The sequence below is a fragment of the Acinetobacter tjernbergiae DSM 14971 = CIP 107465 genome (assembly GCF_000374425.1).
Taxonomy (GTDB): domain Bacteria; phylum Pseudomonadota; class Gammaproteobacteria; order Pseudomonadales; family Moraxellaceae; genus Acinetobacter; species Acinetobacter tjernbergiae.
This window is the reverse complement of sequence record NZ_KB894356.1, coordinates 1-16,217: the sequence shown is the minus strand read 5'-3', so window position 1 is coordinate 16,217 and position 16,217 is coordinate 1. Positions and strand designations below refer to the sequence as shown.

Below are 16,217 nucleotides of genomic sequence, written 5' to 3'. Positions count from 1 at the left end.
GACATGGCGACAGCATTGAATCAAAATATTTGTTTTATTGGCGGCGGTAATATGGCGCAAGCCTTGATTGGTGGCTTGCTTTCTCGTGGTTTACCCACAACCCGTATTACGGTTTCTGACCCTGTAGAACAGATTCGTCATATATTAGAAGAAAAAGGGATTCAAACCACAACAGATAATGTTGATGCAATTCAACATGCAGATGTGGTGGTTTTAGCGGTAAAACCACAAGTTTTGGCAACGGTTTTACAACCATTAAAAGATTTATTGTCAGATAAACTGGTGATCTCAATTATTGCGGGTGCTGAGATTCAAACGATTTCAGCGTTGATTGGTGGGAGTGAGCGTATTGTACGTGTCATGCCAAATACACCAGCATTGGTTCAAACTGGCGCACATGGTATTTATGCCTCAGCAGCAGTCAATGCACAAGACCGTGAATTAGCGACTCAAATTCTTGCGACTACGGGTTTAACGATTTGGGTGGATAATGAAGCTCAAATTGATGCGGTCACTGCGGTATCAGGTTCTGGTCCTGCGTACTTTTTCTATTTAATGGAAAGTATGATTCGTGCGGGTAAAAATTTGGGCTTAGATGAGAAAGTTGCAACTGCATTGACCTTGCAAACGGCATTAGGTGCTGCACAAATGGCAATTACCAGTTCAAATTCTCCAGCAGAGTTACGCAAAAATGTGACTTCTCCAAACGGTACAACACAAGCAGCACTAGAAGTATTTGATCGTGCGCAGATTTCACAAAATATTCAAGCAGCGCTTGCAGCCGCTCAGAAGCGTAGCCAAGAGCTTGCACAAGAGTTGGATGACAAGACTAAATCAGTTTAATTAGGATAAAACAATTATGGGTGCAAGTTCTGCGCTAATTTTTGGTGTTTTGATCAATGTTGCAATTTTATTGGTCTTCTTTCGATTTTTAATGCAATTGGCGGCAGTCAGTCCATACAATCCAGTGGTGCTTTCAACCATGAAAGCCACCAAGATTGTGGATCTTTTTAGCCGTAGTTTGCCTACTATTGCGAAAGGACGTGTTAATTTAGCAGCGATTGTTTTATTAGTTGTACTTTATTTACTGAAAATTTTTGGTTTGATGTATTTAGCAGGGCAAATGCCACATAGTGCAGTCTATTTGGTGATTACCACTTTTGTGACCATGATTCAGGATTTAATTCGTTTTTGTAAGTATTTGATTTTTGCTACAATTATTTTGAGTTGGGTGGTGATGTTTACGCAGTCTAGATCCCCATATATTGAAGTCATACAAGAACTTGCAGAGCCTTTACTTGCACCTTTTCGCCGCCTATTGCCTAATCTTGGAATGATTGACTTATCTCCAATCTTGGCATATTTGGCATTATATGTTGCTGAAATTTTGATGAATGAAGCCGCCAAAGTCCTTTTAACAGGTCTTTAATCTGCTTCAAAACAAAAGGGACTGTATCAATTACAGTCCCTTTTTTATTTACATTATTTTAGTGAGCGGCATCCCAGTTTTGCCCCTGTCCGACTTCAACCACAAATGGCACTGAAATTTCTAATACCGATTGCATCACGTCAGCAATTTGTTTTGAAAGTTCATTTGCAATCGCAATATCTGCTTCAAATACCAATTCATCGTGTACTTGTAATAAAAGCTTGGTTTGATCTTTAGGTAGGATTTTATCAACTGCAATCATCGCAAGTTTAATAATATCAGCCGCACTTCCTTGTAAAGGTGCATTAATCGCAGCACGCTCAGCCGCTTGTTTAATCATTTTATTGGTTGCCATAATGTCAGGTGTGTACAGGCGACGACCTAAAATGGTTTCCACAAAGCCTTGTTCACGTGCAATTTGACGGGTGCGTTCCATATAGTCGAGTACGCCCGGATAACGTTGGAAATAACGTGCAATATAGCTACGAGATTCTTCGCGTGTAAAACCTAGTTGCCGAGTAAGACCAAACTCAGACATTCCGTAAAGTAAGCCGAAGTTAACGGCTTTGGCTTGGCGGCGTTGATCATGGGTGACATCTTCAATTGCAATTCCCAATACTTCTGATGCGGTACGACGGTGTACGTCTTGACCTTGTTGGAAGGCGTGGACTAAGGCATCATCCTGAGAGAAATGTGCCATCAAACGCAGTTCAATTTGTGAATAATCGGCTGCGAGTAACACACGACCTTCAGGGGCGATAAAGGCTTTACGAATCTGACGACCAATTGGCGTACGAATTGGAATATTTTGCAAATTTGGATCAGTGGAAGATAAGCGACCTGTTGCCGTGAGTGCTTGGTGATAACTGGTATGCACACGATGTGTTGTATCGTGAGATTGCTCGACCAAGCGATCAGTATAGGTATTTTTGAGTTTTGCTAATCCACGATGTTCTAAAATGACTTCAGCTAAAGGATGTTCAATTTTCTCTAAAATACTTTCACTGGTACTGTATTGACCCGTTGCTGTTTTTTTACCCCCTTTAAGCCCAAGCTTTTCGAATAAAACTTCACCGACTTGTTTTGGCGATGCAACATTAAAGGCTTCACCTGCTAATTCGGCTGCTTGAGCTTCAAGCGTTTGAATCGTTTCAGAGAACTCGACACTGAGCTGATCCAAAAATTGATGATCGAGTTTAATCCCATCTTCTTCCATACCTGTGAGTACACGAGCAACAGGCATTTCGATGTTATGCAAAATATTGACCAGTTCAGGGTGGCTGTGCAGTTTTGCTTTTAACACTTCATAAAGACGATAGGTGACATGGGCATCTTCAGCCGCATAATGCGCTGCCACTTCCAGTTCAATCTGGTTAAAGGTTTTCTGTTTAGCACCTTTACCTGCGATTTGTTCAAAAGTTGTGGTCAAATGGCTGAGATAAAGTCGTGCAACATCATCCATGCCATGACGTGTCGCCGCAGCATTGAGTACATAAGAAGCCAACATGGTATCGAAATACCAACCTTGAATAGTGATGCCATGATTGGCAAAGATATGCGCATCATATTTGAGATGATGACCAATTTTTCGCACTTGTTCATTTTCAAGAATTGGTTTGATCTGTGCAAGAATCTGTTCACGATTCAACTGTTCAGGCGCACCTTCATAATCATGTGCGACAGGAACGTAATAGGCATCATTGGCATCGAAAGCCACTGAAAAGCCAACTAACTCTGCGATACGATAATCTAAGTTGGTGGTTTCAGTATCAATCGCAAAGTGATCGGCTTGTTGCATACGTTGCAACAGCGTATCCCAAGCTGCTTGTGTGAGTACGGTATGATAGGTCGCTGTTCCGAGTTGATCATCTTGGCTAGACAGGCTGGCATGATCTTCGGCAAGCACTTGTTCTGTTTTTTGTTCTGCTTTGACAATATTTTGAGAGGTTTGTTGATACGCGGATGTATTCGGATTGTTTGGATGATCTAAGGACTGTAGTTGGTTACGAAACTCTAATTCGGTATAGAGATGGCGTAGGTGATCGGTATTAGGGTTACAGAGTTTAAGATCATGCCAATCTAAATTGAGTTCTAGATCACAGACAATACTGGCAAGTTGATGGTCAATCTTGATGTTATCTAAATTATCTTTAATATTTTGACTAATTTTGCCTTTAAGCTGATCTGCATTGGCAATGATGTTATCCAATGAGCCATATTCATTTAGAAGTTTAGCCGCAGTTTTTGCACCTACGCCTGGGACGCCCATAATGCCGTCAGAAGCATCGCCCATCAGCGTGAGATAATCAATAATTTGATGTGGATGCACACCGAATTTCTCAAGCACCCCCGCTTCATCCAAAACACGTTCTTTAAAACTATCTTCAAGTTTGACATGTTCGTTGACCAATTGTGCCATGTCTTTGTCACCTGTCGAGATCAAGACATGATGACCTTCAGCCAAAGCGCGTTTGGTGAGTGTCCCAATAATATCATCGGCTTCCGCACCAGGTAGGCTATATAAAGGAATGCCTTGTGCTTTGATGAGTGCATGTAAATAAGGAATTTGTTGAGACAATTCCTCAGGCATGCTTGGGCGATCGCCTTTATAAATGGGTGATAATTTATGGCGGAAAGTGGGTTCTGGTGTATCAAAAATTACAGCCATATGGGTTGGCTGAGTACGACGCATTAATTTTTGGATTGCTGAAATTGCACCACGTATTGCATTGGTATGTAAACCTGTAGAGGTTGTTAATGGCGGTAAGGCGTGAAAAGCACGAAATAAAAAATAAGACCCGTCAACCAAGACAAAAGGTGGCATTATGCAAATCCTTATGATGAACTAAATGCCATTTTACGTGAAAAAGTAGTGGCTGTCCTTGTTGTCTTGTAGAGCAGTGGCAAACTGTGTCGTGTTAAATAATTGCAGTATTTTGTATGTAAAAATGGCTGCTTATCAAGTGATCAAGTAAGATAACTTAAATGAAGCTGTCATAATTGATCTAAGTCTATGTATAAAAAAAATAAACAGGGAATTATTATCGTTTTAGTTGCTTTGACTGTGCTGCTTGCTTGCGCAATTGCATTTCAATGGCATGGAGCGATTGTTGCCGCAACAGTTGGATTAACTGTTGTTATTGTGCACATTCTTTCAGAGATTCATCAGCGTTTGTGTCAGTTGGAACAAGTTGCGCCGAATGCTTTTGCACAATCTGCCAATATTCATGTACAAAAAATTGTCATTTATAGTGCAGCATTGGTGGCACTTTTTGCTTATGCCAATACATGGATGTGGTTAGCTGGCGGTGCATTGTTGGTGCTGATGTTATGTTTAATTCAAACGATCAGTGCTTTTCAGACCCGTTTGCTACATTTAGAGCAATATGCAAATGTAGAGCCTGAAATAGAGGCTTTAGTTCAGCAAAAGATCAACGCCCAAAATATTGAACTGCATTTTGATGAAGCTAAGCAGACAGAAACTCAGACTCCAGCTTTTGAACAGTATCCTGCTTGGATGCAAGCTCAACCTGAATCATCGCAAACTGCAATTGATGTAGCGACTCAGCCACCTAATTTAGCCCAAGCAAAAGCGCCAGTTTGGTGGCAACCAGCCCTAGATTGGATGATACACGGCAATCCAATTTTACGTGTTGCCGTTGTACTATTGATGGTCGGTGTGGTGCTGTTATTACGCTTTGCCAGTGAGCATTGGCAGTTAAGCCTAGGTGTAAAACTCAGTTTTATTGCTGTTGCTGGGGTTGTTACGACCATTGCAGGCTATTTTCTTCAAAAGAAAAATCAGCTATTTGCTGTAGCTTTACAAGGCGTGGGTTTAGCAGTTGTATTTTTAACGCTCATTTTTTCACATCATTTTGCAGTGATTGCCAGTTTAACTACCGCCAGTATTTTATTCGTGATTTTATTGTTGGCGACGGTTTATCTGAGTCTAAAACAGCAAACCTTGTATTTGTCAATGCTGGCTTTGAGCATGGCTTACCTTGCGCCATTGGTGATTCCGCAAAATCATCCTGATGTGATTTTCTTATTTGGCTATTATTTTTTAATTAATTTAGCTGTTGCTGCGGTTAATTTTATTCAGCCGTGGAAAATTCTGCATCAAATCGCATTTTTCGCCACCATGTTTATTGGTGGTGCAACGATTGGGATCTATGCAAAAACATATCAGTTTGACACCTTAGATATTATCTTATGGTTGCACATTACTTTATTTATCTGGCTGAGTATTCGTTATAGCCAATTGATGTTACGCACACAGCATCAAGACTCAAATATAGCGCAGGAAGCTCATTACAGTAGTCAACGCTTACAACCAATTTTAGATGTAGGATTGATCTTTAGTGTACCTGTACTGGGGTTCTCTCTACATGCATATTTAATGCATAACTCGACTCAAGCGTTGACTTGGGGAGCAGTTGCATTAGCTGTGGTGTATATCTCGTTAAATCTATGGATTAAACGTCAGCATCCACAATTATCCACCTTGGCAAAAAGTTTTTTTATTCTGGCAGTGGTCTTTACGGCATTAATTTTTCCATTGGCGAAAGGGGCGCATTGGACATCGACGGGTTGGGTGATTCAAGGAACAGCATTGATTGTCTGGGGGGTAACAGAACGTTATCGTTTAAGTCGCTATATCGGTGTCGCACTGGTATTGCTAAGTTCAGTGGCTCTACTTTTCCAAGTTTGGTCAAATGATCATTTTCCAATTCTAAGTACAGTGATTTATGCCGTAGCACAATTTATTTCTGCTTTTTATTTGTTGCACTACCAAAATGTCGAAAAATATTTCAGCGCTCGAATGTTGAGTGGAATTTTTCTAGCGCTAGGGATGTATGCAGGAGCGATTGCAGGTGTTGAGTTTATGCAATGGCAACAACATGGACTCAGTCCATATTTAGTGATTGCAGTTTTATTGTTGGCTTTGTTTCGTCTTGCTGTTCACTTTAAATCAAAATTGCAGTGGGACAATGTACAACTGATCCTATTGGGGAGTTTATTATTTCTGCTTTATGGAGAAAGTTTTGCAGAGAATGTATATTTCCTGTTGCATTGGTCAAGTCACTTAAATCAAGTGACCTTTGCTATGGCTTCAGTCGTATTGGCTTTGATGCTAATCACCTTAAAAACTGCTTCTTCAAAACAAGGTCTTATTATACGGTCAACTTTATTGTGGTTAAGTTTGGCGAGCATTGGTTTGGCGGTTTCCCCAATTATGCCACTGATTGGATTGGCCCTCATTCCAGCATTATATGGAATATTTTTAATAGCCAATAAAAATACACAAGTTTTACAACAAATACCTGTGCTTAGTTTAAGTCTAGTTTGGTTGATTCTGATTAGTTTAGATACACACTCTGCTGAACAATATTATGTCTTGCCACTGTTAAACTTGACCGACCTGTTCTCTTTAGTCGTATTCATCGGGCTGATTTGGACAATCTACCATTATAAGTTGAGTGATGAGCATTCAATCGAATGGGGCTTTAAAGTGGCAACCATTTTAATTGGTCTCTTGATCTTGAGTAGTGTGGTAGTGCGGGCAATGCATCATTATCTTGGGACACCACTCTGGAGTATAGAGATTTGGTCGAATGGCGATGTGCAGCTGAGTTTGACTTTGTTGTGGGTGATTTTGGCTTTTGTTCTGATGACATTTTCAAGTCGCCGTCATATTCGACAAATCTGGTTTGTCGGGGCTGCCTTGTTAGGTATTGTGGTTGTTAAATTATTGCTGCTTGATCTATCGCAAAGTGGCACATTAACTCGGGTAATTTCATTCATTGGTTCAGGTGCAATCATGCTTGTGATTGCTTATCTTGCACCGTTACCACCAACACTTGAGGAATCTGAGAAAGAGAGTTGATTATCGCTCTTTCTCCGCTTTTTTCAGTTCTTTTTGATGGGTATATTGATCAACCTCGTCATCTTCTAATGGTAAAGGGCGATCAATTAAGCCCATTTTAGGTACAGGAATTTCAATTTGATTTTCCAAGAATCCATTACGGACACGTTCTTGCATTTCATCACGAACTTTCAATGCATTTTCCTGTCGACACCAAACCGCAAATAGGAGTTCAATCGAAGATTCCCGAAATGCTGTGACGGTAACGGTTGCTTTCGGATCATCCATCACCAATGGATATTTGGCAGCAACATCTAATAATACTTGTCGAACTTTGATAATGTCTTCATGGAAATTGATCGCCAATGTAATTGGAATACGCCGTATTGGATATTTTGATAAATTCATGACGGGTGTTCGAATCAGTTGCTCATTGGGCAGGCGAATATAGACATTATCCAGAGTAAGTAATTTGACTGAGAGCAAGTCAATTGAAATCACTTGTCCTTCTATCGTTTGCCCTCGAATCAAGGTGATTTGAATTGTATCGCCAACCTCAAAAGAACCCTCACCAATCAAGAACAAGCCACTGATCAAATTGGTTGCTGAGGTTTGTGATGCAAAACCCAAAGCAACGGTTAGAATCCCTGCCGCACCTAAGAAGACGCTGAGTTTAAATCCAGCCTCTCTTAAACTGGTCATAATAAACAGCAGGAAAATAAAATAAAAAATACCTCGACGCCATAGCAGGCGTTGGTGGGCATTAAAACCGTTGCCAATGGTGCGAATGAAGGCATTGGATACCAGTCGAGCGATGACAAAACCGATAAATGCGAGAATAAGTGCAACAACGATTTCACTTAAGCGTTCGAAGTTAATATTGGTAAAAATACTGGTGAGGCTACTAGCAACATCCTTGGGAATATTTGAGTCGGGCATAGCAACCTCTTAAAAGAATGAATCAAACATATTGAATAAGGTACTGCCAGGCGCACGAGGAGGATGAACATAAATCACCTCACCTGCTTGGGCAGGTGTTTTATTTTCAATCCGAATACGTGCAGGATGATCTGTCCCTTCGTAATAGACTTTGATTTGTGAAGTCCATAAACGCCCTGTACTTTCACTATAAAACAGGGGCAGAGCAGGAACAGGTACATTCATACGATCAAAACGTAACTGATGTGGGCTGGTATTGTGAAATTCAATTGGAGTGACTGCACGGAAAGCACGCGGTTTTAACAGATTTAAATCAGTACGACCATCGACAGACGTGGCATAGCAAATTTCACCATTTTGAGGATCTTTACCAAACCATGTGTCTTTCGGCTGAATCACAGGAATATCAAATAGCGGTTCAGTGAGTCCATCGACTAAACCTGCAATCCATAATGGTGTGCTGATATATAAAGTCCCTCGTTGTCCTGCGGGAATATAGATTGGGTCAACAGGCTTAATCACGACAGAACGATCTGCTAAACGCGGCATTAAATGGAATGTACTTTGGGTGTTATGAAACATATAGCGTTCGATTTTTGCAGGTTGTGGCATTGCAAAAATCGTGTCATTTAGAACTTGCCATTGTTGTTCATAATCATGCTGGGACTGGGGGCGATGATATTCCAATCGCCACTCTTTAAGACCACGTGTCAGGCGGAACAGTAATGAACCAAATTGCCAAGCTTTGGCTTGCTGAATTTCAAATTGTTGTTCGCCCCACCATTTCAATGTGTTGGAATGTGGCGTTTGATGTTGATTATTTTGAGACAAGATGCAAAATTCCTGTGTGAGTATGCTAAACAGACTTCACGCTGTAATCTGCTTAGAGTACACTCAATACTTTCTCTTATCATTATTTGTGTGATGCAAATACTTAAACAAATACAAATTCCTTATAGTTTTGCGAAACGACATGGCGTGTTATTACGTTATGAAGGCGATCAAATTTTTATTGTGCGACGGAAGGACACCGCGCGTATTGCTTTGCAGGAAGCACGTCGAGTTTTGGGGAGGGTAGCTCATGATCAATTGTGTACTGATCAAGAGTTTCATGCCTTACTCAGTTCCAGTTATGCAGGTGATACAGGCGAATCTCAACAAGTTGCAGCGGGTCTAGAAGATCATCCCGATTTATTAAGTTTGGCAGATCAAGTGCCTGAAGCTGAAGACTTGATGGATCAAGAAGATGATGCTCCAATTGTTCGTCTGATTAATGCCTTGTTGTCTGAAGCCATTCGTGTCAGTGCCTCTGATATCCATATCGAAGCCTTTGAGAAAAAACTCTCAGTACGGTTACGTGTCGATGGACAGTTGCGTGAAATCGTTCAGCCACGCCGTGAACTTGCACCGCTTTTAGTTTCACGTATTAAAGTTATGGCGAAACTAGATATTGCTGAAAAGCGCGTCCCTCAAGATGGGCGTATTTCATTACGGTTGGCTGGGCGAGAAGTGGATGTGCGTGTTTCGACATTACCTTCATCTCACGGTGAACGTGTGGTGATGCGTTTGTTGGATAAGCAAGCAGGTCGTCTGAATATGACCCATCTCGGGTTGATGAAAAATGACTATGAGCGTTTAACGCAATTGGTACATCGACCACATGGCATTATTTTGGTGACTGGACCAACAGGTTCGGGAAAAACCACGACCTTGTATGCAGCATTATCTGATTTGAATGACAACACCCGTAATATTTTGACTGCTGAAGATCCGATTGAATATCAAATTGAAGGGATTGGTCAAACACAAGTCAACACCAAAGTGGATATGACTTTTGCTCGTGCTTTGAAAGCGATGTTGCGCCAAGACCCAGATGTGGTCATGGTGGGCGAGATTCGTGATCTTGAGACTGCTGAGATTGCGGTACAAGCCTCTTTAACGGGTCATTTAGTGCTATCAACACTGCATACCAATACGGCAATTGGTGCGGTAACTCGTTTAAAAGATATGGGAATCGAGCCTTTCCTACTGGCGAGTTCCTTGATTGGAGTTATTGCGCAACGTCTTGTTCGTACCTTATGTCCACATTGTGTGACTTGGCGTAAAGCGGATGATTTTGAGCGACAAGTGTTCCAACATCTCAAAGTGGATCAACATATGCAGTTACCTCAACCGAATGGTTGTGAGAAATGTTCACATGTTGGTTTCAGTGGGCGAACCGCCATCTATGAAATTGCCCCAATTGATGAGCCGATGCGCCGTTTGATTCATGGCAATGCAGCTGAATTTGAGTTGGAAAATCATGCGCGTCGTCATGCAGCTTCGATTCGTGATGATGGTTTGCTCAAGGTTCTAGCAGGTAAAACCACATTAGAAGAAGTATTGCGTGTGACCAATGAAGCGGCTGAAGAATAATTAAGTTAAGCCCTTAAATAAAAAAACAGCATGGTGATCCATGCTGTTTTTCTTTGCGAAATGCTTATTCTGTGGTCACGATATTAAAATTCACATCAATGTTGCCACGAGTCGCATTTGAGTATGGGCAAACAATGTGCGCTGCGGCAACCAATTGTTCAGCTTCAGCTTGTTCTATACCAATCAGATAAACATTTAAAGTGACTTCAATACCAAAGCCATTTGGAATTGGACCAATTCCAACTTCACCCTCAACATAAGCATCTTTTGTAATTTTGAGTTTGTCGCGATTTGCAACAAATTTCATCGCTCCTAAGAAACATGCCGAATAACCCGCAGCAAAAAGCTGTTCAGGATTGGTGACTTCACCACCAGCACCGCCCATTTCTTTAGGTACACCGAGTTTTACATCTAATACACCATCTGATGATGTTGCACGACCATCACGACCGCCTGTAGCTTTGGCTTTTGCACGATAAACAACTTGTTCTAGAGACATGGTTTTTATTCCAAAATAATATTGTGTACAATTAAATCGTATACGATATAAATAAAAAAACAAGTCTTTCCTCTCTAAATTTAAATATTATTTAAGTAGGTTGTCACGTAGTGTTGAAATTTGATCTTTTAAATTGTTCAGCGTTGATGGTGTACATGATGCCGCTTGAGAAATTTGATTGGGAATATCAACCGCTTTGAGTTTTAAATTGTGCCCTTGTTGTGTCAGCGAAATAATAACTTGTCTTTCATCTTTGGCTGAGCGCTTGCGCGTAATCAGTTGTGATATTTCCAATTTTTTTAACAACGGAGTGAGTGTGGAGGATTCTAAGAACAGCCGTTCTCCAATTTCAGAAACGCTTAATTGATCCTTTTCCCAAAGCACTAACATCACAAGATATTGAGGATAGGTTAATCCAAGAGGGGCAAGCAATTGACGATAGACTTGATTTAAGGCAAGGTTGGTCGAATAAATCAGAAAACATAACTGATTATCTAATAACAATTGCTGATGCTCATCGCCCATGTGGTTCTCAAACGTTGTACTAATATAATGAGTATATCGTGATCTATTGGTGATTACCTAAACCGATTCTATTTCAATCATTACCAGAGTTCAGCAATCTTTTTCATCAAACGTGCTCTATAACGTGCCGTTGGATTGTTAAGATTATTTTGGGCTTCTTGCTCATAATATTGTTGCCAAGCAACAATCATGTCTAAGGTTGCACCTTTTTGTTTGATAATAATGACATCCTCTCGCTGGATATTATCTAATCGTTGTCTTGCACCTTCAGCTCCTGTTCCCCAACCAATCACCCATTGCCCAAAAGAGTTTAGTGATAAATTTTGTGGCGTGGACAAGGTATTTTGTGGACTCGTATTCGTATCAACCACTGCTGCATGGAGTTGTGCAATTGCCCCTATAAAAAATAAAAAAATTACTTTAAACATAAATCAAACTTAATACGAATTAATTGAAGATATTACATCAGACATGGAATTTGATCGTTTGATCCTGTTCTACCATGATGAATAAAGTCTATTAAATCATGATCCTGGAAAACATACATTTATGAAAGCTGACTATTGCAGTCAAAGTGTTGTCAGATGAGGATAATTTGTACAAAGGGTGACTTAAATACGTGGAGTGTCTCATTTTTAATAATTGATGAGCTTACGATGCTCCATCAGTGGCATTGCAAGTCGGATCTCATTTTGCTCGGCTAGATCAAATGAACAGGTCATTAAACCGTGTCCTTCCGTATTGATTATTTCTAACAGTTGCCCTCGGCTATTGGTAATTCCTGCATGTCCCCAAGTTTGGCGTTGTTCACCATGCCAACCTTGTTGGGCTGCACCTAGAACATAACATTGGCTGTCCATTGCTCGTGCTTGTAATAGTAATTGCCAATGAAGCTGACCTGTTGTGTAAGTAAATGCAGCAGGCGCAGTTAAAATATTTGCCCCTTGCTGACGTAACATTAGAGCAAGTTCAGGGAAGCGCAAGTCATAACACACCATTAAACCAATATTGCCATAAGGTGTTTTTGCAACAACGACGTTATCACCTGCTTCAAAGAACTTTGACTCTTGATACCCACCAACCGCATCACCGACTTGTACATCAAACAAATGGATTTTGTCGTAACGTGCTTCAGTTCTTTCAGGGCTAATGCATAAGCTGACCGTTCGAACTCGACCATCATTAATAATTGAACCATCTGGACGAAAAGGGCAAGGGAGTGTGCCCGCGATAATCCAGATTTGATAACGATAAGCAAGTTGTTCTAAACGCTGTTGAATGCTCTCGAATTGCGCAGCAGTTTCACGCTGTTTTCCAGCTGCAAAACAGACGAAATTTTCAGGGAAAACAATCAACTCTGCCGCTTGAGCCTTACTTTGTTGAATCAATGATTCAATGACAAGGAAATTTGCTTCAATGTCATTTTGAGAATTCATTTGTACAACAGAAAGTAAAGTCATATCGGCATCAAGATTAGGTTTTCAACAATTATGCATTTTGTTTTTGTGAATCAAGAGATAAGCACTCTTGTTCTTTTTGCAATTGCTTCACAAGAGGCTCAAACATATTTTGGTTATTTTCATTTAAACGCATCAATGTTTTGTGTGCATCAAGTACAGTATTGAGCATTGCACTATGTGTTACATGCTCTTCAGTCAGTTCTAAAGTGAATACATTGGGATCACCGCAGTAATTTAAAATTACAAATACCTGACCTAGCCCCATACTATTGGCTAAGGTAGTAATATCTGGATTTGTTGAAAGCATTACAGCTTGTATGTGATGAATTTGTTTTAGCTTGAGACCTAATTTTGCCAACACACCTAAAACAGTGCTGTCAATAAACGTGGTTTCACTTAAATCAACGATTGCACCGACAACATTTTGTTGCTGTTCAATTCTGTTGAGTAGTTTGTCTAAACTTATGCAAGAGTGAGCACGCACTTCGCCTATAAGTTTGAAAATATGCGTTCCATTTAAACTTGCATATTCAACATGACCTGTTGACATATAAATGCCATTTTCAGAGAAAGGATATAAAATTATCCCATAGTGATATTCTAGACACAAGTGGTTGGATGCTGTGATCTAATTAAAATATTGATTTTAAAATTAATTCATTCGACATAAGCTGAGAATTGCGATGTCATCTGCGACATGATCTGGTGCTTTGAATGAATCATTTTGCAGATGTTCGACCAATTGATTGAATTGATCATTCAAACCACCATCAAAAGGTTCAAGAGCACCATCTGAACATAAAATAAATCGTGCATGACGACTTAATACACAACGATGTTCTTCAACTTCAAGTTCTTCTGTGAGCCCTAATGGAAAGCTACTTGTCGTCAGGATTTGTGGTGGCTGATTAGGTTCAAAGATAATCGGAGGAGGATAATGTCCAGCGCTAGACCAACGTACTTCATGGGTAACTAGATTTAGTATTCCTGCGACCATGGTAATATGTTTTTCAATATTTTCTTGTACGAGCATGGCATTTAGTTTTTGGATCAATTGACCAGGAGTCTTTGAGCGCCCATGAAATGCAGCCATCCATGAGGTAAGTAAGCTACTAGTTACCCCATGCCCAGAAACATCAGCAAGATAAAAGAGAACTTCGTCATCATTTAATCTCCAGTAATCATACCAATCTCCAGATAAATAAGCAGATGGTTGAAAAAAAGATTCAAATTGATAGTTGGGTAACTCAATTGGGTTGGGTAACAGGCGCTTTTGTAATTCAGCTGCGGATGGTAAATCTCTACTATCTTGATTGCGCTTATACTGTGCATCAATTTTAAATAATGAATGTACAGGATTTTTAGGTAAACTATTCCAAATCCAACCTGCGAGTGCACCCATTTCCCAAGCTTCAGCTAAAGCATTTCCTTCATGTTCGAAAGCTAGAACAATAGTAGGTAGTTTCCACTGATGTTTTAAAAAATCTTGTACATCTGCAATCGCAATAATCGTTTGATCATACAAATCTAAATCATCGATGTGAATGATCTGCAAACTCGGTAACTCAATTAAAGCTTGATCTAAATAAGGTATTGAGCGTGTCGGTTGAATGAAATACATAGATGAATAACCAATCCTTTGTATGATCATTATTCATTCATCATAGATGAAAGATGATCTAAAACATAGTATTGCCAGCGTTAAATTTACTGACAATTCTATATTTTGAAAATATTATTTAAATTTAATCATTTTTCTTCAACAGATGAATCATTGGCATCATTTTCATCACTTACAAAAGAGACGTCATTTGAGTCGCCACGTTTTTCTGCAATTTGAAATGCTTTACGTTGCAAATAGAAGTCGCGAATCATTGAATATTTATCACCTTTTAAACTTTCCTCAATATCTAATATTTGAGAGCGAGCATCGACCGCTTGTAATAAGTTAGTTGACCAATATATGCCTTTTTGATCATCTAATAAATATTTCTGTGGGCGACCAAAACTATCTGCTGCTAAGCCAAAACCATCACGGAAAGTACTTGGACCAAAAAAAGGCAACATCACATATGGTCCAGATGGAACTCCATAATATCCTAAAGTTACTCCGAAACTTTCTTCTTCGGTGGATAGTCCTAATCGACGAGCAGGGTCTGCAAAACCTAAAGTTGTTAGTGTATTGATTGAAAAACGACCCAATGTTTTAGCAGCGCGGCTTGGGCGACCTTGGATTAGCTGATTTACTGCATTCCAGGGTTCACCTAGGTTTTTGCGAAATTGGCGATATGGACTACGCACTTCTACAGGCACTTTGGTAACATATTGTATTGCTACAGGTTTTAGTAGATTACGATCTAAAGCATCATTAAGAACAAATATTTGGCGATTTAATGGTTGTAAAGGATCTTTAACTGCATCGGGTTGAGCTGCATTAGCATTTACTTTTAAATCGTTCTTCGTTAGATGTTTTAAATCTTTAATTGCTTGAATAGTTGAAATCTTTTGTTCAGCCGTTAGTGGGGTATTTGTTTGGGCTGCTGATCCATTCGGAACTTCTTGTGCCAATACTGATGTACATGCTCCTGTTGTTAGCAGGCTGAGCAAGATAAAATTAGAGTAATGCATACTAAGTCCTTATTGCTGTTAGAGCGAAAATACATTCATTAAAATGATTGTGCAGCTCAACGCAAAATATAGATATGAGAAATACAGTTTAATTGTTCTCTTATTATTAAAACAAATTTGGTCGAAAAATATAAGAAAAATTGTGAATTTGCTCTAAAAACGACCAGTTAAAAAGAAATAATAAGAAAGGGGGTTGTATTGGGTTAGGAATGCTGTAGAATGCACATCCATCGGCGGTGATGCAGATAAAAACTTGTTGAGAAACAAGGATTTGGCTTAAAGGTTGGATTCTTGGAAAGATTGGTAGGTTTTGAAAATATCTAAATTACCTGTTGACTTTAGTTGAAATTAGAGTAACATAGCCGACCTAGCTTGATGATGACGAATCATCGAGAAGATCATTAAGAGAATAGAAGAACAACTTGTGTGGATTTTTACTGATTGATCGATCGAAAA

At 39.8% G+C, this 16,217-nt stretch carries 13 protein-coding genes and 2 pseudogenes; 5 read left to right on the top strand and 10 right to left on the bottom strand.

Going from position 1 to position 16,217, the window contains the following annotated elements:
* Positions 1-3 precede the first annotated feature (3 nt).
* Complete coding sequence (gene proC / locus C502_RS0103705; RefSeq protein ID WP_018677517.1) at positions 4-843, top strand: pyrroline-5-carboxylate reductase; 840 nt, start codon at positions 4-6, stop codon at positions 841-843.
* Positions 844-859: 16 nt separating this feature from the next.
* A complete protein-coding gene (locus C502_RS0103700) occupies positions 860-1,429 on the top strand; it encodes a YggT family protein (RefSeq protein WP_018677516.1) in 570 nt (189 codons plus the stop codon).
* Positions 1,430-1,487: 58 nt separating this feature from the next.
* Here the strand turns inward: C502_RS0103700 and polA are convergent, their stop codons facing one another.
* The gene (gene polA, locus C502_RS0103695; RefSeq protein WP_018677515.1) at positions 1,488-4,253 is read right to left on the bottom strand and encodes a DNA polymerase I; all 2,766 of its coding nucleotides are present in this window, start codon (positions 4,251-4,253) and stop codon (positions 1,488-1,490) included.
* Positions 4,254-4,442: 189 nt separating this feature from the next.
* On the opposite strand from polA, the pseudogene C502_RS19720 reads away from it, so the two are divergent.
* Together C502_RS19720 and C502_RS0103690 are read left to right on the top strand one after the other, a co-directional pair.
* A pseudogene (locus C502_RS19720) lies at positions 4,443-4,842 on the top strand (DUF2339 domain-containing protein); the annotation flags it as partial.
* A gap of 173 nt (positions 4,843-5,015) precedes the next feature.
* Positions 5,016-7,316: pseudogene (locus C502_RS0103690) on the top strand (DUF2339 domain-containing protein); the annotation flags it as partial.
* Here C502_RS0103690 and C502_RS0103685 read toward each other — a convergent pair.
* Complete coding sequence (locus tag C502_RS0103685; protein WP_018677513.1) at positions 7,317-8,234, bottom strand: mechanosensitive ion channel family protein; 918 nt, start codon at positions 8,232-8,234, stop codon at positions 7,317-7,319.
* A gap of 9 nt (positions 8,235-8,243) precedes the next feature.
* Complete coding sequence (locus C502_RS0103680; protein ID WP_018677512.1) at positions 8,244-9,065, bottom strand: hypothetical protein; 822 nt, start codon at positions 9,063-9,065, stop codon at positions 8,244-8,246.
* Positions 9,066-9,158: 93 nt separating this feature from the next.
* Here C502_RS0103680 and gspE point away from each other — a divergent pair, with 93 nt between their 5' ends.
* The gene (gene gspE, locus C502_RS0103675; protein WP_018677511.1) at positions 9,159-10,649 is read left to right on the top strand and encodes a type II secretion system ATPase GspE; all 1,491 of its coding nucleotides are present in this window, start codon (positions 9,159-9,161) and stop codon (positions 10,647-10,649) included.
* Between the two features lie 64 nt (positions 10,650-10,713).
* On the opposite strand, the gene C502_RS0103670 is transcribed toward gspE, so the two are convergent.
* From C502_RS0103670 to C502_RS0103640, 7 genes are all read right to left on the bottom strand, one after another.
* On the bottom strand, positions 10,714-11,148 hold the full coding sequence (locus C502_RS0103670; protein ID WP_018677510.1) for an organic hydroperoxide resistance protein: 435 nt from the start codon (positions 11,146-11,148) through the stop codon (positions 10,714-10,716).
* A gap of 87 nt (positions 11,149-11,235) precedes the next feature.
* On the bottom strand, positions 11,236-11,673 hold the full coding sequence (locus C502_RS0103665; RefSeq protein ID WP_018677509.1) for a MarR family winged helix-turn-helix transcriptional regulator: 438 nt from the start codon (positions 11,671-11,673) through the stop codon (positions 11,236-11,238).
* An 80-nt stretch (positions 11,674-11,753) separates the two neighbouring features.
* Positions 11,754-12,101 carry a DUF4951 domain-containing protein gene (locus C502_RS0103660; RefSeq protein ID WP_018677508.1) on the bottom strand — a complete coding sequence of 116 codons (348 nt, stop codon included), beginning with the start codon at positions 12,099-12,101 and terminating at the stop codon, positions 11,754-11,756.
* Positions 12,102-12,308: 207 nt separating this feature from the next.
* Positions 12,309-13,133, bottom strand: coding sequence for a carbon-nitrogen hydrolase family protein (locus C502_RS0103655; protein ID WP_018677507.1), 825 nt, complete (start codon positions 13,131-13,133; stop codon positions 12,309-12,311).
* A gap of 28 nt (positions 13,134-13,161) precedes the next feature.
* A complete protein-coding gene (gigB, locus tag C502_RS0103650) occupies positions 13,162-13,683 on the bottom strand; it encodes an anti-anti-sigma factor GigB (protein ID WP_018677506.1) in 522 nt (173 codons plus the stop codon).
* 102 nt (positions 13,684-13,785) lie between these two features.
* Complete coding sequence (gene gigA, locus C502_RS0103645) at positions 13,786-14,754, bottom strand: RsbU family protein phosphatase GigA (protein WP_018677505.1); 969 nt, start codon at positions 14,752-14,754, stop codon at positions 13,786-13,788.
* Between the two features lie 128 nt (positions 14,755-14,882).
* Positions 14,883-15,761 carry an MlaA family lipoprotein gene (locus C502_RS0103640; protein ID WP_018677504.1) on the bottom strand — a complete coding sequence of 293 codons (879 nt, stop codon included), beginning with the start codon at positions 15,759-15,761 and terminating at the stop codon, positions 14,883-14,885.
* Positions 15,762-16,217 lie beyond the last annotated feature (456 nt).